Origin of the sequence: Dactylosporangium roseum, from assembly GCF_025264685.1 — a bacterium.
Taxonomy (GTDB): domain Bacteria; phylum Actinomycetota; class Actinomycetes; order Mycobacteriales; family Micromonosporaceae; genus Dactylosporangium; species Dactylosporangium roseum.
Genome location: NZ_CP073721.1, coordinates 7,862,598 through 7,883,527, shown reverse-complemented (window position 1 = coordinate 7,883,527; position 20,930 = coordinate 7,862,598). Strand labels below are relative to the sequence as shown.

The 20,930-nt window shown below is 65.4% G+C and carries 25 protein-coding genes, 1 tRNA gene and 2 pseudogenes; 16 read left to right on the top strand and 12 right to left on the bottom strand.

Annotation, left to right across the window (positions count from 1 at the left end):
- Window positions 1-20 precede the first annotated feature (20 nt).
- From purS to Drose_RS37105, 4 genes are read left to right on the top strand one after another with little or no spacing between them, the layout of a single operon-like run.
- The gene (gene purS / locus Drose_RS37120; protein WP_260725856.1) at window positions 21-278 is read left to right on the top strand and encodes a phosphoribosylformylglycinamidine synthase subunit PurS; all 258 of its coding nucleotides are present in this window, start codon (window positions 21-23) and stop codon (window positions 276-278) included.
- Window positions 275-955 carry a phosphoribosylformylglycinamidine synthase subunit PurQ gene (purQ, locus tag Drose_RS37115; protein ID WP_260725855.1) on the top strand — a complete coding sequence of 227 codons (681 nt, stop codon included), beginning with the start codon at window positions 275-277 and terminating at the stop codon, window positions 953-955. Before purS ends, purQ begins: the two co-directional genes overlap by 4 nt.
- Window positions 952-3,333: a phosphoribosylformylglycinamidine synthase subunit PurL gene (gene purL / locus Drose_RS37110; RefSeq protein ID WP_313899978.1), complete on the top strand. Its 2,382-nt coding sequence runs from the start codon at window positions 952-954 to the stop codon at window positions 3,331-3,333. Before purQ ends, purL begins: the two co-directional genes overlap by 4 nt.
- A 1-nt stretch (window position 3,334) precedes the next feature.
- On the top strand, window positions 3,335-4,090 hold the full coding sequence (locus tag Drose_RS37105) for a 2-phosphosulfolactate phosphatase (protein WP_260725854.1): 756 nt from the start codon (window positions 3,335-3,337) through the stop codon (window positions 4,088-4,090).
- A gap of 5 nt (window positions 4,091-4,095) precedes the next feature.
- Here the strand turns inward: Drose_RS37105 and Drose_RS37100 are convergent, their stop codons facing one another.
- The 4 genes from Drose_RS37100 to Drose_RS37085 all read right to left on the bottom strand — a co-directional run bounded on the left by Drose_RS37100 (window position 4,096) and on the right by Drose_RS37085 (window position 6,081).
- A complete protein-coding gene (locus Drose_RS37100; RefSeq protein WP_260725853.1) occupies window positions 4,096-4,446 on the bottom strand; it encodes a hypothetical protein in 351 nt (116 codons plus the stop codon).
- Window positions 4,447-5,013: 567 nt separating this feature from the next.
- Window positions 5,014-5,160 (bottom strand): hypothetical protein, encoded by a 147-nt coding sequence (locus tag Drose_RS37095; RefSeq protein ID WP_260725852.1) that lies wholly within the window; start codon window positions 5,158-5,160, stop codon window positions 5,014-5,016.
- 178 nt (window positions 5,161-5,338) lie between these two features.
- The gene (locus tag Drose_RS37090; protein WP_260725851.1) at window positions 5,339-5,872 is read right to left on the bottom strand and encodes a type II toxin-antitoxin system HicB family antitoxin; all 534 of its coding nucleotides are present in this window, start codon (window positions 5,870-5,872) and stop codon (window positions 5,339-5,341) included.
- Window positions 5,869-6,081, bottom strand: a complete 213-nt coding sequence (locus tag Drose_RS37085) for a type II toxin-antitoxin system HicA family toxin (RefSeq protein WP_260725850.1) — start codon at window positions 6,079-6,081, stop codon at window positions 5,869-5,871. Before Drose_RS37085 ends, Drose_RS37090 begins: the two co-directional genes overlap by 4 nt.
- A gap of 134 nt (window positions 6,082-6,215) precedes the next feature.
- Between Drose_RS37085 and Drose_RS37080 the strand changes: the two genes are divergently transcribed.
- From Drose_RS37080 to Drose_RS37055, 6 genes and pseudogenes are all read left to right on the top strand, one after another.
- Window positions 6,216-6,554 (top strand): PadR family transcriptional regulator, encoded by a 339-nt coding sequence (locus Drose_RS37080; protein WP_260725849.1) that lies wholly within the window; start codon window positions 6,216-6,218, stop codon window positions 6,552-6,554.
- Window positions 6,555-6,565: 11 nt separating this feature from the next.
- Entirely contained in the window at window positions 6,566-6,745 is a 180-nt protein-coding gene (locus tag Drose_RS37075) for a hypothetical protein (RefSeq protein ID WP_260725848.1), read from the top strand.
- Between the two features lie 513 nt (window positions 6,746-7,258).
- Window positions 7,259-7,549, top strand: a complete 291-nt coding sequence (locus Drose_RS37070; protein ID WP_260725847.1) for a hypothetical protein — start codon at window positions 7,259-7,261, stop codon at window positions 7,547-7,549.
- Window positions 7,546-7,842, top strand: a complete 297-nt coding sequence (locus Drose_RS37065; RefSeq protein WP_260725846.1) for a ribbon-helix-helix domain-containing protein — start codon at window positions 7,546-7,548, stop codon at window positions 7,840-7,842. Before Drose_RS37070 ends, Drose_RS37065 begins: the two co-directional genes overlap by 4 nt.
- A gap of 270 nt (window positions 7,843-8,112) precedes the next feature.
- Window positions 8,113-8,397: pseudogene (locus Drose_RS37060) on the top strand (integrase); the annotation flags it as partial.
- Window positions 8,398-8,545: 148 nt separating this feature from the next.
- Entirely contained in the window at window positions 8,546-10,009 is a 1,464-nt protein-coding gene (locus tag Drose_RS37055) for a hypothetical protein (protein WP_260725845.1), read from the top strand.
- A gap of 342 nt (window positions 10,010-10,351) precedes the next feature.
- Here the strand turns inward: Drose_RS37055 and Drose_RS37050 are convergent, their stop codons facing one another.
- From Drose_RS37050 to Drose_RS37040, 3 genes are all read right to left on the bottom strand, one after another.
- Complete coding sequence (locus tag Drose_RS37050; protein WP_260725844.1) at window positions 10,352-11,368, bottom strand: hypothetical protein; 1,017 nt, start codon at window positions 11,366-11,368, stop codon at window positions 10,352-10,354.
- A gap of 9 nt (window positions 11,369-11,377) precedes the next feature.
- Window positions 11,378-12,508 (bottom strand): hypothetical protein, encoded by a 1,131-nt coding sequence (locus Drose_RS37045; RefSeq protein WP_260725843.1) that lies wholly within the window; start codon window positions 12,506-12,508, stop codon window positions 11,378-11,380.
- Window positions 12,509-12,658: 150 nt separating this feature from the next.
- The gene (locus Drose_RS37040) at window positions 12,659-12,931 is read right to left on the bottom strand and encodes a GntR family transcriptional regulator (protein ID WP_390891278.1); all 273 of its coding nucleotides are present in this window, start codon (window positions 12,929-12,931) and stop codon (window positions 12,659-12,661) included.
- A gap of 201 nt (window positions 12,932-13,132) precedes the next feature.
- Here Drose_RS37040 and Drose_RS37035 point away from each other — a divergent pair, with 201 nt between their 5' ends.
- Window positions 13,133-13,639 (top strand): hypothetical protein, encoded by a 507-nt coding sequence (locus Drose_RS37035; protein ID WP_260725842.1) that lies wholly within the window; start codon window positions 13,133-13,135, stop codon window positions 13,637-13,639.
- Window positions 13,640-13,688: 49 nt separating this feature from the next.
- A complete protein-coding gene (locus tag Drose_RS37030) occupies window positions 13,689-13,904 on the top strand; it encodes a hypothetical protein (RefSeq protein WP_260725841.1) in 216 nt (71 codons plus the stop codon).
- Window positions 13,905-13,915: 11 nt separating this feature from the next.
- Here Drose_RS37030 and Drose_RS37025 read toward each other — a convergent pair.
- Window positions 13,916-14,341 (bottom strand): annotated as a pseudogene (locus tag Drose_RS37025) (HAD family hydrolase); the annotation flags it as partial.
- A gap of 405 nt (window positions 14,342-14,746) precedes the next feature.
- Here Drose_RS37025 and Drose_RS37020 point away from each other — a divergent pair.
- Genes Drose_RS37020 through Drose_RS38895 form a run of 3 tightly spaced genes read left to right on the top strand, consistent with a single transcriptional unit; the run spans window position 14,747 to window position 16,393 of the window.
- Complete coding sequence (locus Drose_RS37020; RefSeq protein ID WP_260725840.1) at window positions 14,747-14,971, top strand: helix-turn-helix transcriptional regulator; 225 nt, start codon at window positions 14,747-14,749, stop codon at window positions 14,969-14,971.
- Complete coding sequence (locus Drose_RS38900; protein WP_313899977.1) at window positions 14,968-15,612, top strand: hypothetical protein; 645 nt, start codon at window positions 14,968-14,970, stop codon at window positions 15,610-15,612. The genes Drose_RS37020 and Drose_RS38900 overlap by 4 nt, the downstream gene beginning before the upstream one ends.
- 25 nt (window positions 15,613-15,637) lie before the next feature.
- Entirely contained in the window at window positions 15,638-16,393 is a 756-nt protein-coding gene (locus Drose_RS38895; protein WP_313899976.1) for a tyrosine-type recombinase/integrase, read from the top strand.
- A gap of 48 nt (window positions 16,394-16,441) precedes the next feature.
- Here Drose_RS38895 and Drose_RS37010 read toward each other — a convergent pair whose 3' ends face one another.
- On the bottom strand, window positions 16,442-17,554 hold the full coding sequence (locus tag Drose_RS37010) for a Shedu immune nuclease family protein (RefSeq protein WP_260725839.1): 1,113 nt from the start codon (window positions 17,552-17,554) through the stop codon (window positions 16,442-16,444).
- A 234-nt stretch (window positions 17,555-17,788) separates the two neighbouring features.
- A tRNA-Ser gene (locus Drose_RS37005) sits at window positions 17,789-17,879 on the bottom strand.
- A 761-nt stretch (window positions 17,880-18,640) separates the two neighbouring features.
- Here Drose_RS37005 and Drose_RS37000 point away from each other — a divergent pair.
- On the top strand, window positions 18,641-19,594 hold the full coding sequence (locus tag Drose_RS37000) for an NAD(P)H-quinone oxidoreductase (RefSeq protein ID WP_260725838.1): 954 nt from the start codon (window positions 18,641-18,643) through the stop codon (window positions 19,592-19,594).
- Here the strand turns inward: Drose_RS37000 and soxR are convergent.
- Together soxR and Drose_RS36990 are read right to left on the bottom strand one after the other, a co-directional pair.
- Window positions 19,584-20,024 carry a redox-sensitive transcriptional activator SoxR gene (gene soxR, locus Drose_RS36995; RefSeq protein ID WP_260725837.1) on the bottom strand — a complete coding sequence of 147 codons (441 nt, stop codon included), beginning with the start codon at window positions 20,022-20,024 and terminating at the stop codon, window positions 19,584-19,586. The genes Drose_RS37000 and soxR overlap by 11 nt on opposite strands.
- Entirely contained in the window at window positions 20,014-20,712 is a 699-nt protein-coding gene (locus Drose_RS36990) for a glycosyltransferase family 2 protein (RefSeq protein WP_260725836.1), read from the bottom strand. Before Drose_RS36990 ends, soxR begins: the two co-directional genes overlap by 11 nt.
- Window positions 20,713-20,930 lie beyond the last annotated feature (218 nt).

Genomic DNA, 20,930 nt, shown 5'->3' with positions numbered 1-20,930 from the left:
CTCAACGTCAGGAGTGCCCCGTGGCCCGCGTCGTGGTGGACGTCATGCTCAAACCGGAGATCCTGGACCCCCAGGGTCAGGCGGTCGCGAACGCGCTGCCGCGACTCGGCGTCGCCGACGTGGCCTCAGTGCGCATCGGCAAGCGGATCGAGATCGAGTTCGACGGCGCCGCCGACCTCGACCGTGCCCGTGAGATCGCCGACAAGCTGCTCGCGAACCCGGTGATCGAGGACTTCACGCTGCGGGTGGAGGAGCCGGCGGAGGTCGAGTCCCGGTGACCGCCCGCATCGGTGTCGTCACCTTCCCCGGTTCACTCGACGACCGTGACGCCGCCCGTGCCGTGCAGCTCGCCGGCGGCGCGCCGATCCCGCTGTGGCACGCCGACGCCGAGCTCTACGGCGTGGACGCGGTCGTCCTGCCGGGCGGCTTCTCGTATGGAGACTATCTGCGCGCGGGCGCCATCGCCCGGTTCTCCGCCGTGATGGAGTCGATCGTCAAGGCGGCCGGCGACGGTCTGCCCGTGCTGGGCATCTGCAACGGCTTCCAGGTGCTGTGCGAGGCGCACCTCCTGCCCGGCGCTCTCACCCGCAACCAGCACCTGCACTTCCGCAACCGCGACCAGGGCCTGCGGATCGAGAACGCGTCCACCGCCTGGACCAACGGCTTCCAGTCGCGCCAAGAGGTCGTGATCCCGGTCAAGAACGGCGAAGGCTGCTACATGGCCGACCGGCGCACCCTCGACGGGCTCGAGGCCGAGGGCCGGATCGTCGCGAGGTACATCCGCGGAAACCCCAACGGTTCGCTGCACGACATCGCGGCGATCACCAACGCCGCGGGCAACGTCGTCGGGATCATGCCCCACCCGGAGCACGCCGTTGAGGTGCTGACCGGCCCGTCGATCGACGGCCTCGGCATCTTCACGTCCGTGCTCGCACACCTGGGAGCCCGCGTATGACCGCCACGACGCACGAGTTCGACACCGTCGAGCAGGCCGGCAAGACCCCTGACGAGGAGCAGCCCTACGAGGAGCTGGGCCTGCGTGAGGACGAGTACCGGCGCATCCGGCAGATTCTGGGCCGGCGGCCGACCACCTCCGAGCTCGCCATGTATTCGATCATGTGGAGCGAGCACTGCTCGTACAAGAGCAGCAAGGTCCACCTGCGCCAGTTCGGCGAGAAGGCTCCGAAGTCCGAGCTGATGCTGGCCGGCATCGGGGAAAACGCCGGTGTCGTCCGGGTCTCCGAAGACATCGCCGTGACCTTCAAGGTCGAGTCGCACAACCACCCCAGCTTCGTCGAGCCCTACCAGGGCGCGGCCACCGGCGTCGGCGGCATCGTCCGCGACATCCTCGCGATGGGCGCGCGGCCGGTCGCCGTCATGGACCCGCTGCGCTTTGGCGCCGCCGACCACGAGGACACCAAGCGTGTCCTGCCCGGCGTCGTCGCCGGCGTCGGCGGCTACGGCAACTGCCTCGGCCTGCCCAACATCGGCGGCGAGGTCGTCTTCGACCCCTGCTACCAGGGCAACCCACTGGTCAACGCGCTGTGTGTCGGCGTCCTGCCGGTCAACCGCCTGCAGAACAAGGAGGCGCACGGCCCCGGCAACATCGTCGTGCTCCTCGGCGCCAAGACCGGCCGCGACGGCATCGGCGGCGTGTCGGTCCTGGCCAGCGCCACCTTCGACAGCGACGGCCCGGCCCGCCGCCCGTCGGTGCAGGTGGGTGACCCGTTCATCGAGAAGCTGCTCATCGAGAGCTGCCTCGAGTTGTACGAGCGGGACCTCATCGTCGGCGTCCAGGACCTCGGCGGCGCCGGCCTGACCTGCGCTCTCACCGAGACCAGCGCCGCGGCCGGCACCGGCATGGACGTCGACCTCAACCTGGTGCCACTGCGCGAGGCGTCGATGGACCCGCAGGAGGTCCTCGCCAGCGAGTCCCAGGAGCGGATGCTGCTCATCGTCGACCCGGCGAAGCTCGACGAGGTGCTGCACGTCGCCGAGCGCTGGGGCGTCATCGCGACCGCCATCGGCCAGGTCACCGACACCGGCCGGCTGGTGATCACCTGGCACGGTGAGACCGTCGTCGACGTCCCGCCGGGCTCGCTCGCCGACGACGGCCCGATCTACGCCCGGCCGATGCGTGAGCCGGCCGACCTCATCCTGCTCCAGGCCGACCGCGCCGAGACGCTGCCGCGGCCGCGCACCGGCGTCGAGCTGCGCGAGACGCTGCTGCGGCTGGCCGCCAGCCCCAACCTGTGCGACAAGAGCTGGGTCACCGAGCAGTACGACCGATACGTCCAGGGCAACACGATCCTCGCCCAGCCGGAGAACTCCGGCGTGATCCGCATCGACGAGCAGACCGGGCTCGGCATCGCGCTGTCCGTCGACGGCAACGCGCGGTTCGCGCGGCTCGACCCGTACAACGGCGCCAAGCTCGCCCTCGCCGAGGCCTACCGCAACGTCGCCGCGGCCGGGGCCACCCCGCTCGCGGTGACCAACTGCCTCAACTTCGGCTCCCCCGAGGACCCGCAGGTCATGTGGCAGTTCGCCGAGGCCGTCCGCGGCCTGGCCGACGGCTGCGCCGAACTGGGCATCCCGGTCACCGGCGGCAACGTCAGCTTCTACAACTCGACCGGCTCGCAGGCCATCCACCCGACGCCCGTCGTCGGTGTGCTCGGCGTCATGGGCAACGTCGGCAGCCGCGTTCCGATGGGCTTCGGCGGCGACAGTGACCTGATCATGCTGCTCGGCGAGACGACCGAAGAGCTGTCCGGCTCCGAGTGGGCATGGGTGACCCACCAGCACCTCGGCGGGCGGCCGCCGCGGGTCAACCTCACCCGCGAGCGCATCCTCGCCTCGGTCCTCACCGAGGCCGGCGAGCGTGGCCACCTGTCGTCGGCGCACGACCTCTCCGACGGCGGCCTCGCCCAGGCGCTGGTCGAGGCGACCTTGCGGTACGACCACGGGGCCAACATCACGCTGCCCGAGGATCTCAACCCGTTCGTGGCGCTGTTCTCGGAGTCGACCGCCCGGGCGCTGGTGTCCGTGCCGCGCGGCCACGAGAAGGCGTTCGTCACCCTCTGTGCGCAGCACGGCCTGCCGGTCACCGTGATCGGTTCGGTCGACGGGCGTAGCCGGGCCCTCGACGTGCGAGGCCAGTTCACGATCTCGCTCGATGAGCTGCGGGCCGCCTGGACCGGCACCCTGCCGGCCCTGTTCGGTGAGGTGTCCACGGAGGCACCGGCCTACGTGCCGCCCACCGTGGACACGTTCTTCGAGCCGGTCGAGCCGCCGGAAGTACCCGCGTCGCCCGGTGACACCGACCCAGACGCCTGACATGGCCGAGGGCGTCTTCAGCCAGCCCGGCTCTGGCGCCCGTTTCGACTGGGGACCGGCAGGTGCGGCCGAACTCGCCCGCGTCTGCTCGGTCCTGGTCGTGGTCGACGTGCTGTCATTCTCGACAGCCGTGGACATCGCGGTGGCGCGCGGCATGCGCGTCCACCCCTTCCCCTGGTCCGACCAGGCCCGCGCCTACGCCGATCGCATGGGTGCCGCGTTTGCCGTCGGCCGCTCGCAGGCGACGGCGGACCACCCGTGGTCGCTCTCCCCGGCCGCCCTGTCGACCGCCCCGATAGCCGCTGATCTGGTACTTCCATCGCCGAACGGCGCGACGATCTGCTCCGCGGCCGCCTCCACGGGTGCCGCGGTGGTGGCGGCCTGCCTGCGCAACGCCCCGGCCGTCGCGCGCTGGCTCGTGACGCAGGGCCACGGCACGGCCGCCTCCCCGGTCGGCGTGGTGGCGGCCGGCGAGCTGTGGCCGGACGGCACGCTCCGTCCGTGTGTGGAGGACCTGCTGGGCGCCGCGTCGGTCCTCGACGGCTTGTCGATGCTGGGCGCCCCGCTGTCGGTGGAGGCCGCTGTGACGCTGGCGGCTCTGGCGGCGGTACGCAACGTACCCGCGGCGGTGCGCAAGTGTGTGAGCGGCCAGGAGCTGAGGCAGCGAGGCTTCGCGGAGGACGTGAGCCTGGCCGTCCAGTCCGGCGTTTCCGCCATGGTCCCGGTCCTGACCAACGGCGTGTTCGCCCCGGTCTGACGCACTCACTCCAATTCGAGGCTCACGGCGATCTCGTCCGGTTCCTTGGGCTTCGCCGGAATCAGGACACGGTATCGCCGCCCTTCGCCGATCACGATCGCCTGCCACTGATCACCGAGTCGACGGCACTCCGTGACGTCGAGGCCGGCGTCGGCGTCGAGCTTCGACGCGACGGCCAGCTTGGCCGTGGCCTCGGCGTAGGGTCGCTGCTGGGCCTCGCTCTGCCAGCCGAAGCGAAGCCTGGCCTGACGGGCCCCGGCCTTCAGCGCCTCCCAGGCCGCGATGCCGACGAGCTGTTGCGCGACGGCGCTGGCGATGAAGGCGGCCGCCAGCTCGACCCCACCCCTCGCACTCATGGGGGGAGGCGGGCCGTAGTCGTCTCTGGGCCGGGTACTCGGGACGGGCACACTCACGCGGGGCTGGACGGTCTCGCGCTGTTCCTGGTCCGTCATTGCTAAAGGGTAGAGGCTCAGCGCCACTGCGTGACATAGTCGATCGTCCCTCGAATAACCGCGGGAACCGTCGACGGCGGCGGGACAGTGCCATGTGGGCAGTTCCATGCGCTGGTCCGAACCGCGGTGGTTCCTCTGCCGCTTTCCTCTGCGTAGCACTTCCCTCGCAGACTACAGATGCGCGCCTGCCACTCCCGCCGCTCCTGTTCGCGAATGGAGTGCCAGAGTTCTGGATTGGTGGCGTGCTTGATCGCCCCGGCCAGGGCGTCGAGTGCCTGCTCATGCACATCGCTCTGTACTTCGCGGCGATCGGCCCCCGGCGGACCAAGCACGCTGATGACGTCCCTTCCGCCAATGCGCGACGATCGTGCTGCCCTTCACGGACGTGACGATCTCGATGGGCGTGGTCATGTCAGGGATCTCGTCATGTCAGCACCGTAGGCGGTAGGTCTCGCGCCGGACTAGGTGCGCTCAGGAAGGACTTAGGACAAGCCGCCGGCTCCCCAAGGATGGCCGGCGGAACTCAAGCGTCCGCTTGAAGGTCCAGACAGGCACGACGATGGCCACTGCGGCGGCGAGCAGGGCTGCGTCCAGCGCGATGAGGCTTTCGGCATTCACGCGGGCAGGGTACGCACCCGCGGCGAGCGGATGGTGCGACAACCGCGCCGACCCTGGAGGCCGCCGCGGTTGGGCAGGATGGTTCCGCGCTGCCTTCCCCGAGGGGATCTAAAGATACCCCTCGGGGAAGTCGCCGTGCTGTTTCCGAGGGCGCGGTACGGCGCGTTCGGTCGCGTCGTCAGGTGCCGCTTCGCGCGGCCGTGCTGTCGCTCGGCGCCTTAGCGGCCTTCCGCTCCTGCGCTCTTCTGGCAGCCTGTTCCCTGTTCGCCGCCGCCTTCCTGCGGTGCCTCTCGATGCGGAGTGCCGTGGACGGTTGGGTCGTCTTCCTGATCGCCGGTGAGCTGCTGGCGATCTGCGACACTCGCTGTGGTGACAGTCCGAGCAGTTGTGCGGCGTCCCGGCCGGTGATCCCCAGAGCGGCGAGGCGCTGGACCGCCGCCGCGGTCGCGGTCGTGGACTTCTGGTCCGCTTCTCGGGCGGCCTGCCGGGCATCCAGCGCCTCGGCCAGCTCGCACCGGGCTTCCGGAACCTCGGGGTGCAGCGTGACGGCGAACGAGTCGGGCGCCACGTCGAGGAACAGCGCGAGGGCGTCGCGGACCATGGCCTCGGCCTCGCTGAGCCTACGCGCCTGGGTGTGGAGTCCCTTGAGTTCGGGGACGCTGATCGCCCACCAGGCGCCCGAGCGCCGGCAGGTAGCCGTGTAAGTCTTCACCGCCACCACCCTTTCCCGAGTTGGTCTTCGAGGTCGCGCATGATGGCGCGAGCCGTGATTTCGTTGATCTCGGTGTGGCGAGGGACGACGACGTTCTGGCCATCGCACCGGTAGATGCTGTGGGACGTGCCCTCGCGGTGCAGTCCGAAGTCGACTCCTTTGCCCGCCGCTGCCGTGCGGATCTTCTTCAGGAGGTCGACTCGCTTCATGCACTGAGTCTAGTGTACTAGACGAAAATCATCTAGTGCGCTAGACGAAGTGCCACAGCGGGGTGGATGTCGATCAGTCGACGTTTCCGGTACTGCACCCCTATGTAATGTTATGACATGTGTAAGATAGTGGCATGGGTCAACCGTTCCAGATCACCACCAACGTCGCCAGGGTGCTCCGGGCGCTGCTCGACGACCCCGGCCGCCAGCACTACGGCTACGCGCTCATGCGCGCCTCCGGCCTCAAGTCCGGCGCGCTCTACCCGATCCTCGCCAGGCTCGAAGCGGCGGAATGGATTGAAGGACACCGAGAGGTCATCGAGGAGGCCGAAGCGGGCAGGCCCGCCCGGCGGTACTACACCCTCACCACGGACGGCGCCGTTCATGCCCGGCGGGCACTTGCCGAGCTGCACCAGGCCATCGGGTACACCCGCGCGCCGGTCCAGTCGCGCCCGGCCGGCGGTGTTGCGTGACGATCTGGCACTTGGTTGGCGGACTCGCTGGCCTGCTGGTGATGTTCGTGGTCTTCGAGACGCTGAAGAACATGATCGCGAAGGAGACGCAGACCAGGCTCGAACGGCTCCTGTACGCAATCCTCCGGCTCGCTCGACGCCGGGCCGGCACACTGCGGCGACGCTCGGTCTGGAGGCGGGCCTGGACGTGAAGGTCGTGTCGGACCAGCTCGGCCACGCGAACACGAACATCACCAGACCAGGAACCTGTACCAAAATGTTCGCCGGACGGTGCACGACGCGGCGGCCGAGGCTGTGGTGGCGCTGTTGCCGCCGCCCACTCCGCGGCCAAGCGAGTAAGCATGCTGCCTTGTGTGGCCATGTGGTGGCCAAACGAGCGACGCCGTGTGGGATGGTCCGGGACAACCACCGGTGTGACAACGGTGGTTGTCGCAGGTCAGAGAGCGGAGGGCGTGGGATTCGAACCCACGGAGACGCGGAACGCCTCACCGGTTTTCAAGACCAGAGCGTGCGCCTGGCTTGACCTGCGCCGATAGACCGAACTGGGAGATCGATGACACTCCTCAGGCACGGGACCACCGCGGATGCAGGCGGCACCGCCACGGGCCAGGCGACCTTGATCCGGACCGTTCCGCAGAGACACCGGGCGGCGATCCCGCCGATCGGCTACCGATCGCCGGTATTACCGGTAATACTGATACCCCATGAGTGAGTTGCAGTGGCGGATGCCGCAGCCGGACGAACTCCCGCAGGCGACCCTGCGGGATGGGCTGAACGTGGCCGACGTTGCCGAGGTACTGGATCGTGACGAGCGGTCGCAGCTTCGGGCGTACAACGACCTGTTGCTCCTCGTCGTGGCCGAGACAGACGCGCGCGTGCTCGTACGGGTGCTCCTCGTGCGCAATGACGACTCGTTCGTCTGGCGGGTGCACAGCGCTCGTGCGGCTGGCGCCACCGATGGTCAGCAGTGGATGCAGAGAGGAGATCAGCGATGACCGGGACACCGGACTTCGACCGTATGAGCAGGGATGAGATCGCCAACTGGCTGCTGGAGGCCGACGACATCACTCCTTGGCGCGAGTGGGCAAAGCCCACAAGCCCAACAGGAACCTTCGTCCAGGTCGACCCGGCCGGCGAAGCAGTCGAACGAGTCGTAACAGTGAAGATGCCAAGCGACATGGTCGCCAGACTGGACAGCGCTGCCGGCCGCGACAGGGCCGGCCGATCCGGAATCATCCGGGCAGCGGTCGAGGAATATCTGGAACGGCACCAAGGAGAAGCGGCGTAAGCCCAGACCGCGTGGGCAGAAATCCGCCCGTCCCTTCGAGTCCAGTCCACGATGCTCGGAAGGACCTGCAGCGCCTGTGAACTGGACGTCAACCGCACGATGGGGTATCGAGGTCGCCGCCGGACGTTGATGGACGAGAGGACAGAGTTCAGGATCGCGTCTCGCTCAGGGCGCCAATAGCACAGACAAGGGCCGCCTAAATGGCGGAATCGGTCAACCAGGGAAGAAGCCCTCGAAAAGGCCGCGAAGTTCGTCCGCTTCTCGAAAGAGACCTACAGTCGAGTGTGGCGGCAGGCTCGCCTTCTCGCTCTCACTGAGTCTCAGCAGCGTTCGCCTTTGGCGAAGGTGCCTTATCATCTGCGGCACGCGGCTGTGTCGTTGTGGCTTAACGCAGGCGTCCCGGCAACCCAGGTTGCCGAAGGGGCTGGGCACAGCGTAAATGTCCTGCTCAAGGTCTACGCCAAGTGCATCGACGGTCAAGACGAAGCAGCCCGCCACCGAATCGAAGCAGCTCTGCTGACAGCAAGCAATCACGGCACCGCGTTGCCGGAATGAGCAGCCAGTTCACCGGGCCGGTCGCTCAACGATCAGCGTGCGATAAGGCGTCGCCCCGATAACAGCTCGGGAGTACGCTGCTTTTGTGAGCAGTAGTCGACCAATCCCGTGCGTCAACGTGGCAGTACCAGCATGGCTTTGGGGTGGAATGCCGCTGGAGTTCTTCAACGGCGCAGATCTGCATGTCCGACGCAGCTCTCGGCAAAGCGGCTTCTTCTCGATTCAGACTAAGGAATCCTATTACCGCAACCGTCCAGCACTCGTCGCCAGCCAGAACATTGCCGGGCCGCGCCAGCAATCCAGCACCTTCCCCACACTTTCGCAAATCTCAACAAGAGCAGGCGAAAGCAGTAGCCTGGATCAGTTCACCCAGAAGCAGATACATAACATCGAGCAGCGCATTCTAAAGTCAAATTCCATCGTCGACGTGTTCTACCTGTGGATTCTGCAAACCATGGTTGCAGGGCCGCAGGATCTCGCCGGAACCGCCGAAGGCGTTTACCGTGGGCTTCACATCATGGCCCTCGAAGGCGATTCGAATGAGCACCTTCTTGAAAATTCTGCCGTGCACGTAGTTACCCGATCTGAAGCACTAGTGAGAAGAGTGAAGTTCCCTGCGGTGCTTCTTCGCATCGCGCACGATGACCAACTCAGAGCGGGTGATTTTACCTATATAAAGAACAGTCTTGCCAAAGGTGATCGACCGTTCTCTAGCGGAGACGGACTTCTACACGGTATTTACACCTTCGACGCCTACCTCGCGCCCCTCATCGGCTGCATGACGCCGCAGATCTGGGCCTTTTCGGCGCACCGGACCTTCGGTGCAGTCGTCTACAGCTTTGGGCGCCATCTTGCCGGGCTCAACCCCGGAGCCGCCGAACTGTTACACCTCGTTCCGCGAACGACCGAAACGTCGCGAACGTGGACGAGCCCTACGCTTAGCCCCGCAGCATGCTCCGATGCGATTGCTTGGTGGACCAAGCAGCTCAATGAGATCTTTTCGGTTCTCAGCGATCCGGTCGTGTTCGCCGACAAGACCAACACATATGACCCAGTTAGACACCACCAGAAGCTACTTACAGCCGAGCAATTGTTCCGGCGCACCGGATCGATCCTCACGTCGTATCGAGATGCAGAAGCACAGCAGGTCCTGCTGTTCACGGTACTCGACATCCTCGACCGAATCAGTCAGCAAAGCGTGGAGAAGTCGGCTCATCTTGTAACAGCGGAGCGGGCACTAACTCGGCTTCGGGGCACCATGAGCCCCACTGCGGCCGAAGTGCTATTGCCGCTCGCAGAACGCGCCGTTGCCGCCTTGAAGTCTGTCCAGGATGGCTTCTTCATCCGATCTAGCTCAACCAAGCCTGACGAGATGAAGATTTTTGGGCTTTCTAAGGTCAACGCCGCTGCCAAATACGTCAAGCTACTACGTGACGCCACTCACGGCCACGGCGCAAAGAACGCCGGTCGAGTAGCCGAGACGAACGCTCTTCTTGCGAATCACGACGGCACGATTTCGCACGACCTACCACTCCTGGGCTACCTGTATCTGTTGGACTTCATGTCTCGGCCGCAGGACCTGCGGAGGCGCCTCATGGCAAGCACGTCCTAACTGGCGCCATGGCCTCGCCCTCAGGGCATCCGATGACACGGTGATGACACAACCAGTGGGCCGAGGCGGGTTTCGGTGAGATCGAGCGGGACAGCCGGCCGATAGACCAGAACGCCCGCTGGGCAGTGTTTCTGCTGCCCAGCGGGCGTTCTTGCTTGTGCTGTGCGGAGGGCGTGGGATTCGAACCCACGGAGACGCGGAACGCCTCACCGGATTCAAGACCAGAGACCGCATGGATGTTGACCTGCGGAAACGGCGAAGACATCCATAGCCATGACACTCGTCGGGCATGGGTGCTGCGCACGGCCCGTGCGACTGCGACTCGATCTCGAACGGCAGGCGTCAAAAAAGCGATCCCTGCTCGTATGCGCTTGGCGTCCTCGTGGCGAGTCGACGAGAACGAGTTGGCGTGCCCCCGCACGCTCGCCGGGCGATGATCTTGTGAATGTCGCTGTCGCCTTGCCTGGTGAGACGAGCCCAAGCCACCTCCCAGCTTCCAGACTTCGCTTGTTGTGCGGCTAGACCGGCTTGAGCCAGCAACTCCAGTGCGGCACGGACCTCTCCGGCCGAGCCCCTACCGTGTTGTCGCCGTAGCAGATTCGCTGTTGAGGCTGGGTTTACCTTGATCGGATCACGCCTTGGTGCTCCGTGCTGAGTTGGCCAAGTCTTCGTCCACAAATGGGTACTCAGGTAGAGTGGATCGGTGCCGTCATTGATGAACGCACGAGCTGCCTTGATTGCCACAAATTGGGCCGCTCGAATCTTGAGCCCAATGTTAAGTCTTGGCAAGATCGGAGGCTCGCGTCCTGTTTCTACGAGGACACCGTTGGCGGGGTCACTGTAGCGCTGAAAGACGTACGCCTCTCCTTCTCGTGCATACTGAACAATTATCGGAGCGCGAGTTGGCTTGTACGAATCATCGGCATTAGCCATACGATCGACCAAGATTCGCTGGGCGGCAGCGGCTCCAACGCTGAACGGAACCAGCAAGATAACGTCACATGTGCAACGGATCCGTCCACCGCTTCCATCCGGCAGACTTGTAAGTGAGTCGTATCGAAGTATCTGCTTGCACAGCTTGTCAACGCTATTCTCGTGAATGGCGATGGTGGCGATTTCTCCGACTAGTCCGTTGCCTGATTTAAAGGCGGCGGTAAAATCGGGCGTCAATTCATCGCCCGACGGGTTCTTGGCACGCGGGAAGCGTTCAAAGTGCAACACGTACTCGGGCACTTGTTTCACTCGAACGTCCGTGAAGAGCCACTCGAACGCCGATACGATATCAACGTACTGATCGTATCGTTCAAAGCTTTCGAGGAGCTGTCGCTCTGCGCGCTCTTGTGCTGAGGTTTGGGCCACGCCGCCTCGCTATAGGGCCACTGTTAGGTCGTCGAGTGTCACTGTATCGGCAACTCCAGACTCGACCGTACTCACCGCAGCGAATCTCTCCGCAAGCCGATCCGCGAGCCGCGCGATTGCACCAACGCTTGCTCGGAAGCCCGGATGGATCTCAATTACGTTAGCTTCCGTTACGAAGAGATCGAAGTTCGAACCATCGAGGTAATCGGTGAATACTACATGCAGGTACGGGTTGCGATGTAGAACGGCGATCCCGGAGTTCTGAATTCGAGAGAGTTCGGTTAGTAGGTCGCCTGTGGCGCTCGCGTCCGAGAATCTTGGTGTTGGCAATGTTACGGCGATCGGAGCCGAGGCCGGTACGCTGATTCTCCGCTCTCTGCCAATCAGCAGTTCTCGTCGACGCGCCGCTGCCGCCGAGATTACGTCAAGTACTCGCGCAAACGGAGCCCGATCGCCACTGTAGTACGTAGTTCCAGCTAGTCGCCTTAGGTGAATGTGAAGCCGATCCTTGACACTAAGGGTCATTGTTCGGACCGAGGCGTTCACCTCATCGAGATAGCGGAGTACGTCTCTGTGGGATAGGCGACCGAAAGGTGAGCGCTGCCAGCCGCGTGACAACGAAGACCAGTCAGTTGAATCGCGTGCCGTTACTCGACTTACCTCAACGTCTCCGAATTCTGTAAGCGCGTCGCCGGCCGCTGTGAAGTCTGCCTCGTTGAGATAGCATGAGGCTACCGTTGATGAGGTGCTAATTCGGCGTTCAACCCTTTTCCATCGTCCATCGGTTACGGGCACCGTGGACACGAGGTGAAAGACGCCGGAGAACTCTGACGGTATGGCGGCCAAAACGAAAGGCGCGTCGGGGAAGTCGACTACCATCAAGGCGCTAGCGCCAGACTGCACCAGGTGCGTCTGTACGTCGCGAGGTCGAACGCCTTCGAGAGGGTTTCCGTCGACGGCTATCGCCGCTTCGACAGTAAGCTGGAAGGAAGGTATGCGGTCGAGGGGAATCAAGTCGGGGACAGATGGAAGTGGCCCCCGTAGGATTCGGTTCCAGAGCGCTTGGTCGAATGGGCTCATGATCTCGACTAGGCGGTGAGCCCTTGCGGGATCAAGATCCACAATAGGCCCCTTCCTCATCCGGTCATGATAACCGGCCGTTACTGCCGGAAGGGCTCGCCCGTTCGGCTTCACACTCGGGCCATGATCAAAAATGCCCTCGCTGGGCTAGAGATCTTGAGGCCTGGCTGGTGTGTTTGGCCTGAAATTCTGTGGGATGACCCATGGGATCTATGCGTCGTCGGCGGGCCGATCGGCAACGAATGTGCCGCGCTGCGGAACGGTGAAGACGAGGCCGCGGTCGCGGAGGAGTTCGACGGCGCGGCGGGCGGTGCCTCGGGCCACGCCGAACTCTTGCTGGAGGGCGAGTTCGCTTGGGATCGGCCGGTTGGGCTGTAGCTCGCCGGCCTCGATCCGCTGCTGGATGATGTCGGCGATCTGCACGTATACGGGCGTGGGGCCGTCCGGATCGACCATGTCGGCAACGTAGATGTGCAGGTACATCAGCGATCCTTCAGCTACGTCTATAGACGTACAGGGACGTATAGCTCTAGCCTTGTGCTGCGGGCATGACAGCGGCGCGAACGTCGCGGCTGTCATCCACATCGTCACCACCGGATCACACCTGAGCAGCGGCGACGCTCAGCAGGCCCGGCCCTCGGCGGTGTGAGCCGACATGCGTCCGCGATGACGTCGGGAGGTCGGATGCGTAAGCAGGCACCGCCGCGCAGCGACGCTGCATCGGCCGGGCTGATAGGTCTTGGCTTTCCTTCGGTCGCCGCGCGAACCGAGCGTCACTACAGCGGCCTCGTCCTGGTCGTCACCGACGATGTACACCGGCTGCACCTGATGAGCGGTAACGACGGGCCAACCGTGGAAGCGGTCCGAGGGGCGCTGCGGCTTGCCGCTGGTGCCTCCGCGCACGCGCGTCAACTCGCCGCCGCGCTTGGGCAGCCCGATGATCGGCATGCGCCGGCGCGGCCGGAGTGGGTTTGTGTCCGGTGTGGGCGGCCTTGGCCGTGCGGGTCGGTGCGACGCCACCTTGCGGACGAGTTTGCGAACAATCTTGGTGCGCTGACGGTGCTGATGGCGGCGCGGGTCGCTGAGGCGTCCGAAGATCTCGGGGTCGCCGCGTTGCCCGAACTCTATGACCGGTTTCTCGGCTGGACGCCGGAGCCGACTACCAACTCAACTTGCGCTGAGGAGCGTTGACGTAGGCGTTGACCAGGAGATTGCCAGTGACGTTGCGCCAGACTGCACGGTGCGGTACGACGAGCGTTCCGGCTGTGGCGTGAACGTCGAGTACGTTGAACGCAGTGGCGCGCCGTTGGTGGGGCTGAGGTTTCACACGTTCTACGGCGAGCGCGGTGCGCATGACTTGACGCTGGCGCAGGTCGACCAACTGCGTGCCGCGCTCGACGCGGTGAGCAAGACCGCCCGAGCGGTCGACGCGCTCCGTCCGTTGCCGGCTGCGTAGCAGCACATCGGCTACCGGCCTTCACCCAGTGCCAGCAGTGCCGAAGCGATGTCGCCCATGCTGGTCAGCACCACGTCGGCTGACGCGTCGGTGAATCGCTGCGCCTTCGGCGGTTTGTTGGCATGGGCGATGACTGGCACGCCGGCCGCCTGCGCGCCTTCGATGTCGAACAGTGAATCACCGACCAGCACGCACGTCGCCGGCTCGACGTCGAGCGCCGTCGCCGCGCGCCAGATCGGCTCGGGGTTCGGCTTCATCCGCTCCGGCTGGGCATAGGCGCGGCCGGCGACGTAGGCGATGTGGCCGGCAAGCCGATGCTCGGACAGGTACGCCTCGATCGCGCCGGCCGAGTTGTTGCTGACGATCGCCACCGGCCGCCCAGTGTCTCGGACGGCCACGATGACCTCGCGACCGTACGGCTCAGGGATCGCGGATTTCGCGCGAGCTGTTCAGCGCCGTTGCCCGAGGCCGGTTCCCGAAGGCGAGCGACCTTGACCCGCCGCTCAACCTCTTGCAGGCGCACGGCTACATCCGCGCCGAGCCAACGCCGACGCGAGCCGGCGCCGGCCGCCCGCCCTCGCCGGCGTGGCTGGTGCACCCGGACGTGATCCGCCCAACCGGCACCGTGCATCCGCTCACGGCGGCGACCCGATGAGCCGTCCGCACAATCCGCGTAATCCGCAGAACCCTCGCCCCGCACGGCATTTCGCGGATATCGCGGCGGCACCCCGACCGCCGCCCTGCCCCCCGCTCAGCAGCCGACCGGATCGAGGCGAAAGGCCCCTCGCTTGCCGCACCGAGCGACCCCTGACCACCGCACCGCCCACGGGGAGGACCACCGCATGACCACGCCCAACGTCAGCCGGCTACCCAAGACACGTGGCGGCGAGCTGCTCACGCTCGCCCAGGTGCTCGCCGAGTTGGACGTCCCGAAGTCCACCTTCTTCCGCTGGAAGGCCATCGGGAAGGCACCCCGAACGATCAAGTACCCCAACGGCAGTCTCCGCATCCGCCGCACCGATCTCGACGCCTGGCTCACCGCCCACGAGGAGGACGCCGCAGCATGAGCACGTACGACGTGCGTATCTGGGGGATCAGTACCTACGAAGTAAAGGACCGCAAGACCGGCAAGAAGAAGCTTGCCTACCAGCTCCGATGGCTGGTCGCCGGCAAGCGGTTCAGCAAGGCGTTCCAGACCCAAGCGTTGGCGGAGAGCTTCCGGTCTAGGCTCATCGTCGCGCAGCGGGAAGGCGTCGCGTTTGACGAGCCGAGCGGACTTCCCGAACCGATGGCGCGGGAACTGCGCGCTTGCTCGTGGTTCGAGCACGCTACTGAATTCGTTGACATGAAATGGCCCCGTGCTGCAGCCACGCAGCGCAAGTCGATCGCTGAGAGTCTTGCAACCGTGACACCGGCGCTGCTTTTGACCGAACGCGGCGCTCCGAGCGACAGGGAGATCCGACGTGCTCTGTATGCGTGGGCGTTCAACAAGGCTCAGCGAGACGCCGGCCCACCACATGACGAGCACGTCCGCGCCATCGACTGGCTGAGGAGGAACACCGTCAAGCTCGCGGCGTTGACGGACGCGGGGCTCGTTCGGAAAGCGTTGGATCAGTTGGCGTTGAAGACGGACGGGCAAGGCGGCGGCACCGAACACAGTCGCTCGCAAGCGAGCCGTCTTCTACGGCGCGTTGCGGTACGCAGTTGAGCTACGCCGGCTCGACACACACCCGATGGACTTCGTGCAGTGGTCTGCCCCGAAGAACGACGAGGAGGTTGACCGGCGCGTCGTCGTCAATCCCGCGCAAGCACGCTTGCTGCTGGACGCTGTGGCGAAGAAGGACGCGCGCCTCAAGGCATTCTTCGCCTGTATGTACTTCGCGGCCCTTCGGCCGGCCGAGGCTCTGCATCTCCGCCTGGACGACTGTGACCTACCGAAGTCCGGATGGGGTTCGCTGCATCTGACCGGATCGACTCAGCGTGCCGGCCAGGAATGGAGTGACAGCGGTGAGGTCATGGAGGACCGCGCGTTAAAGCACCGCGCGGCCAGCGCGACGCGCATCGTTCCGGCTGCGCCTGAGCTGGTGCGCCTGCTGCGACAGCATGTTGCCGAGCACGGGGTGGCTGCCGACGGCCGACTATTCGTTCGCCGGTATTTCCAGCACGGACCAGTGTCGAAGGAAACCTACAGCCGGGTTTGGCGACAAGCGCGGGCAATGGCCTTGACCGAGGTGCAGCAGCGCTCGCCGCTGGCGAAGGTGCCGTATCACCTCCGGCATGCTGCCGTGTCGCTTTGGCTCAATGCTGGCGTGCCGGCCACGCAGGTCGCCGATTGGGCCGGCCACAGTGTGAACGTGCTGCTAAAGGTATACGCAAAGTGCATCGACGGCCAGGACGAAGCTGCCCGACGCCGCATTGAGGCAGCGTTGCAGCAAAATACCGAACCACCCGAAGATGTATGCCAACCGCGCCCTGATGCTGATTGTTGATGGGTCAGGCAATTGAGTTCGGTTGGCGTTGCGGCGAATGCATCGAGCCTAGTCGACCAGCGAGCGAAGGCTACTGAGCAATTGTCGACCCGACGTTACCAAGTCGTCGAACGTCACAACATCAATCAAGTTGCTATTAACGCTCCACCGTCGAAGCTTGCGCTCTTGGCGGGCGCTGAGTGCCGCCCGCCTACCGATAACCAGCAGGCCCCGCGGATTCTCGATGTTCGGTAGTGCGTTCCGGGCGTATGGCCCGTGCTCCGCTACCCAGCCCTGAAAGTCGAGGACTTGCCCAAGAGCATGTGTAAATTCTCGGGTAAAGTCGTCGTTTGTAGTGAAGATCCGATCCTGAGGCTTTTCAATTTCGACCACAAGGTAGCGCAGGTCGTGGCGCCGGATGACAAAGTCAGTGACGAACTCGGTACCCATCCGATGCTTCGGAATGACTGCGGCCGCCAGGGGGTCGAGCACAGTTGGATACCTCTTAAGGAACTCTTGGTAGCGCTCCTCGGGCAAATCTTTCGAGACGAGTTCCTCGAAGTCATCAAGAATTGATGCCGGCACCGCGATGGAGCCGGCGGTCAGTACCTTCATGATGTGTTCGGTGAAGTCGTTTACACCGCCCACGATCTGATTCTTGTTTGCTTCATTGCTTGCAAGCGTGAGAATTTTCGCGAACAGCGCTCTGTTTTCCTTGGAGTTCACAATCAATTCGTCTAAAGCTGCGCGCGCTTTTGCTCGAATCATGCTTGGAATCTCGAACCGAACTTCAGAGGCGGAGGAAGCGTAACCTTCGGCGGGCAGTGGTTTGTCGGATGCCGCAAGCCAAAGAGCTTCGATCCCGTAGCTGGCCCAAGACTTGTAGCTATCACCAGCGGCCACCTCCGCCAACATTCGGATTCCAGTGTCACCAGCGACGACTGCGGAGGCGGCGGCGAGCTGGGCGTAGCTCATCCGCTCGGTATAACCAATCCGACGCTCATCCCGCAGAACTTTCTCGGCTAGATCGATCCGGCCAGCCTTGCCGAGCGCCAGGAACACGTCGGTGACACGTCCCATCGACTTTCGGTACAAGTCGAGCTCGTGGCGGCCGGGCTTTTCCCCAGAAGGAGCGCGGGTCTGTCCGTCCAACCAATCCATCGTATAGGCGTCAAGATCCACGGCGATCCCAAAAGTCGAATGTCGAGGCGGACGAAGCACCCTATCAGTCACGTGAGGGTCTGAGCGCGGTCGTCCTCGGGGGGAGCCTGTCTACTCTGGGATGCCATGCACAGCTCATGCACAACGAGTGGGCCACAGCGAGTTCGAGCGAGACTCAGCAGGCTCGCGGCCGGATAGACGAAGTTGGTCGCCGGGCAGCATTCTCGCTGCTCCGGCGGCGTCTCTGCTGATCTTTGGCGGAGGGCGTGGGATTCGAACCCACGGAGACGCGGAACGCCTCACCGGTTTTCAAGACCGGCGCCATCGGCCACTAGGCGAGCCCTCCCGAGGAACGACGATCAGTGTGCCAGATCGCCCGCGTCGCGGAACGATCACCCACACGAGCTACGCCGTCCGGCGTGGTCGGCCGATCCGACCAACCGACCGCTACCGTATGACATCGTGACACCCCGCCACAAATCCCGCCGTTCGCGGGGTTGGCCTGCGCAGACTCGGGCATGCGTCTCTTCTTCAACGATCCTCGGGCCCACTACGTCACGAAGCACCGCCGGGTGTGGCGACTGCCATCCTCCGCGCTTGTCGTGGGGGGAGTGGGAGCCCTCGCCCTCGTCGCCATCGGCGCGACCCATCTCCATGGACCGCCGACCGCTGACTACGGGCCGACCGACAACGGCGTGGCCCTGCCCCAGCGGCCGACCATCGACCGCAGCCCGTCGCTGAACCTCGCCGCCGTGCCCGCCGCTCCCGTGCCGGTGTTGGATCTTGCCGGACCGGGCCGGACGACCGTGCCGCCGGCGAGTGAGAAGAAGCGGCCGCGGCGGCCCGAAGCAACGAGACGATCGCCTACCGTGCTGCCGGTGCCGATCGAAACGGCCACCGCGTCACCGGAACCCACGGCAGAGCCCACAACGGAGCCTACGCCGGAACCGACCGTGGAACCGACAGCGGAGCCGACCCTGGAGCCGACTCTGGAACCGACTCTGGAGCCGACCGCCGACCAGGCGAGGGGCCACAGCGGACGGCCGCACCACCACGACTGGCCGTGGCCCCGGTGGCGCGACGGCGAATCGACGGCATGATGGAGCCGTGCATGCCATCACGATCGAGCAGCCAGGTGGTCCGGAAGTTCTGCGGTGGACCGAAGTCCCGGACCCGGTGCCCGCCCAGGACGAAGTGCTGATCGAGGTGACGGCGGCCGGCGTCAACCGCGCCGACGCCCTCCAACGCGCCGGGAACTATCCGCCGCCGGACGGTGCCCCGCCGTATCCGGGCATGGAGGTCTCCGGCCGGATCAAGGCGCTCGGCGAGGGCGTGCACACCTGGCGGGTCGGTCAGGAGGTCGCGGCGCTGATCGGCGGAGGTGGCTACGCCGAGCTCGTCACCGCCCCGGCCGCCCATCTGCTGCCCGTGCCGAAGGGCGTGCGCACCGTCGACGCTGCCGGCCTGCCCGAGGTGGCGGCCACCGTCTTCTCGAACGTCGTCGACCTGGCGCGGCTCCGGCCGGGTGAGACGCTGCTCGTTCACGGCGGGGGCAGCGGTATCGGCACGTTCGCCGTACAACTCGGAAAGGCTCTCGGCGCGACGGTCATCACCACCGCGCGGGCGAGCAAGCACGACCGGCTCGTCGAGCTCGGCGCCGATCGGGTCATCGACTACACGCAGGAAGACTTCAGCGAGAGCGTGCGGGCTGACGTCATCCTGGACATCATGGGGGCCGCGTACCTCGGCCGGAACGTCAAGGCCCTCAACGACGGCGGGCGGCTCATCGTGATCGGCCTCCAGGGCGGCCGCCGCGCGGAGCTGGACCTCGGTGCCCTGCTCGCGAAGCGCGGCACCGTGGCCGCCACCGCACTGCGCTCCCGCACCTCCGCACAGAAAACCGCAATCCTTCGAGGTGTACGGGAAGAGCTTTGGCCCCTGCTGGAGGAAGGTCTCATCCGGCCGGTCATCGACACGACGATCCCGATGGCCCAGGCTGCCGACGCGCATCGGCTCCTGGAGTCCAACGAGCACTTCGGCAAGATCCTGCTCACGGCCTAGTCAGGATCACCGGTCCCGGACCCTTGGTGGCCAGGCGGTCGTCGGTGTTGGCGAGGCTGCAGCTCTTCAGGGAGAGGCAGCCGCAGCCGATGCAGCCGCTGAGTGTGTCGCGGAGTCGCTCGAGCAGGGCGATCTGGTGATCGAGATGGCCGCGCCAGCCCTTGGACAGTCGCGCCCAGTCGGCTCGGGTGGGGGTCCGGTTCGCCGGCAGTGAGGCCAGCGCTTCCTTGATCGTCTCCAACGGAATGCCGAGCTGCGCGGAGATCCGGATGAAGGCCACCCGCCGCAGTTCGGTGCGCTCGTATCGTCGCTGGTTGCCGCCGGTGCGGGTCGCGCGGATCAGGCCGAGCTTCTCGTAGAACCGCAGCGCGGACGGTGCGACACCGCTCCGTGCGGAGAGCTCGCCGATGGTCAGCAGGTCAGCGGGCACGGTGCGGCTTGCGGACGCGCTCGCGGGACAGGATCCAGAGCGCTTCGACCCCGTCCTTCCACGTGATCTTCTTGCCCTCTTCGCGGGTGCGCGCACGGTAGCTGATCGGCACCTCATAGGGCCGGTGGCGGTTGCGCAGCAGCTTGCCGGTCACCTCGGCCTCCATGCCGAAGCCCGCGGAGCGGATCTGCATCGACCGGTACAGCTCGATCGGCAGGAGCTTGAAGCAGGTCTCGAGGTCGCCGAGGTAGCAGTTGAACAGCATGTTGGCCGCGGTGGTGACGGCCTTGTTGCCCATGACATACCAGAACGAGAACGAGCTGTGGCTGCCGAACGTGCGGTTGCCGTAAACCACGGTGGCCCGGCCGTCCAGCACCGGCTCGAGCAGCTTCGGGATGTCCTGGGGGTCGTACTCGAGGTCGGCGTCGAGGATGACCATGTAGTCACCGGTCGCGTTCTCCACCGCGGTGCGGATGGCCGCGCCCTTACCCTTGTTGCGGGGGTGAAGGAAAACACGGACGCGCTGGTCGGTGACGGCGCCCAGAATCTCGGCGGTGCGGTCGCGACTGCCGTCATCGACGATCACAAGCTCGGTCTCGGTCGGGTAGTTCACGTCGAGTGCCTGTTTCACGGCGTCAGCGACGCGCTCTTCCTCGTTGTAGACCGGCATCAGGATCGACAGCTTCATCACGATCTCCGAAGGGTTCGGGCTGGACCATCAGACTAGCCTCCCCTCACCCTTGCGTGTGATGCCCGGCTGGGGATGTGGTGCTCCGACGGCGGCCCTCGACTGGGCGTTTGCGGCGAACTCTCGGCCGCGTCGGAGCGAACGGTACGCCGGTGCCGGATCGCGTTGGCACGAACCGCGATCACAGCGCAAAGCAACGCGCTCGGATCACCGGAGGG

Coding starts and splice junctions, on each gene's coding strand:
- purL (WP_313899978.1), top strand. CDS start 952: ATGACCGCCACGACGCACGAGTTCGACACCGTCGAGCAGGCCGGCAAG.
- Drose_RS37105 (WP_260725854.1), top strand. CDS start 3,335: ATGGCCGAGGGCGTCTTCAGCCAGCCCGGCTCTGGCGCCCGTTTCGAC.
- Drose_RS37100 (WP_260725853.1), bottom strand. CDS start 4,446: ATGAGTGCGAGGGGTGGGGTCGAGCTGGCGGCCGCCTTCATCGCCAGC.
- Drose_RS37085 (WP_260725850.1), bottom strand. CDS start 6,081: ATGAAGCGAGTCGACCTCCTGAAGAAGATCCGCACGGCAGCGGCGGGC.
- Drose_RS37080 (WP_260725849.1), top strand. CDS start 6,216: ATGGGTCAACCGTTCCAGATCACCACCAACGTCGCCAGGGTGCTCCGG.
- Drose_RS37070 (WP_260725847.1), top strand. CDS start 7,259: ATGAGTGAGTTGCAGTGGCGGATGCCGCAGCCGGACGAACTCCCGCAG.
- Drose_RS37065 (WP_260725846.1), top strand. CDS start 7,546: ATGACCGGGACACCGGACTTCGACCGTATGAGCAGGGATGAGATCGCC.
- Drose_RS37055 (WP_260725845.1), top strand. CDS start 8,546: ATGCCGCTGGAGTTCTTCAACGGCGCAGATCTGCATGTCCGACGCAGC.
- Drose_RS37045 (WP_260725843.1), bottom strand. CDS start 12,508: ATGAGGAAGGGGCCTATTGTGGATCTTGATCCCGCAAGGGCTCACCGC.
- Drose_RS37040 (WP_390891278.1), bottom strand. CDS start 12,931: ATGTACCTGCACATCTACGTTGCCGACATGGTCGATCCGGACGGCCCC.
- Drose_RS37035 (WP_260725842.1), top strand. CDS start 13,133: ATGCGTAAGCAGGCACCGCCGCGCAGCGACGCTGCATCGGCCGGGCTG.
- Drose_RS37020 (WP_260725840.1), top strand. CDS start 14,747: ATGACCACGCCCAACGTCAGCCGGCTACCCAAGACACGTGGCGGCGAG.
- Drose_RS38900 (WP_313899977.1), top strand. CDS start 14,968: ATGAGCACGTACGACGTGCGTATCTGGGGGATCAGTACCTACGAAGTA.
- Drose_RS38895 (WP_313899976.1), top strand. CDS start 15,638: ATGGACTTCGTGCAGTGGTCTGCCCCGAAGAACGACGAGGAGGTTGAC.
- Drose_RS36990 (WP_260725836.1), bottom strand. CDS start 20,712: ATGAAGCTGTCGATCCTGATGCCGGTCTACAACGAGGAAGAGCGCGTC.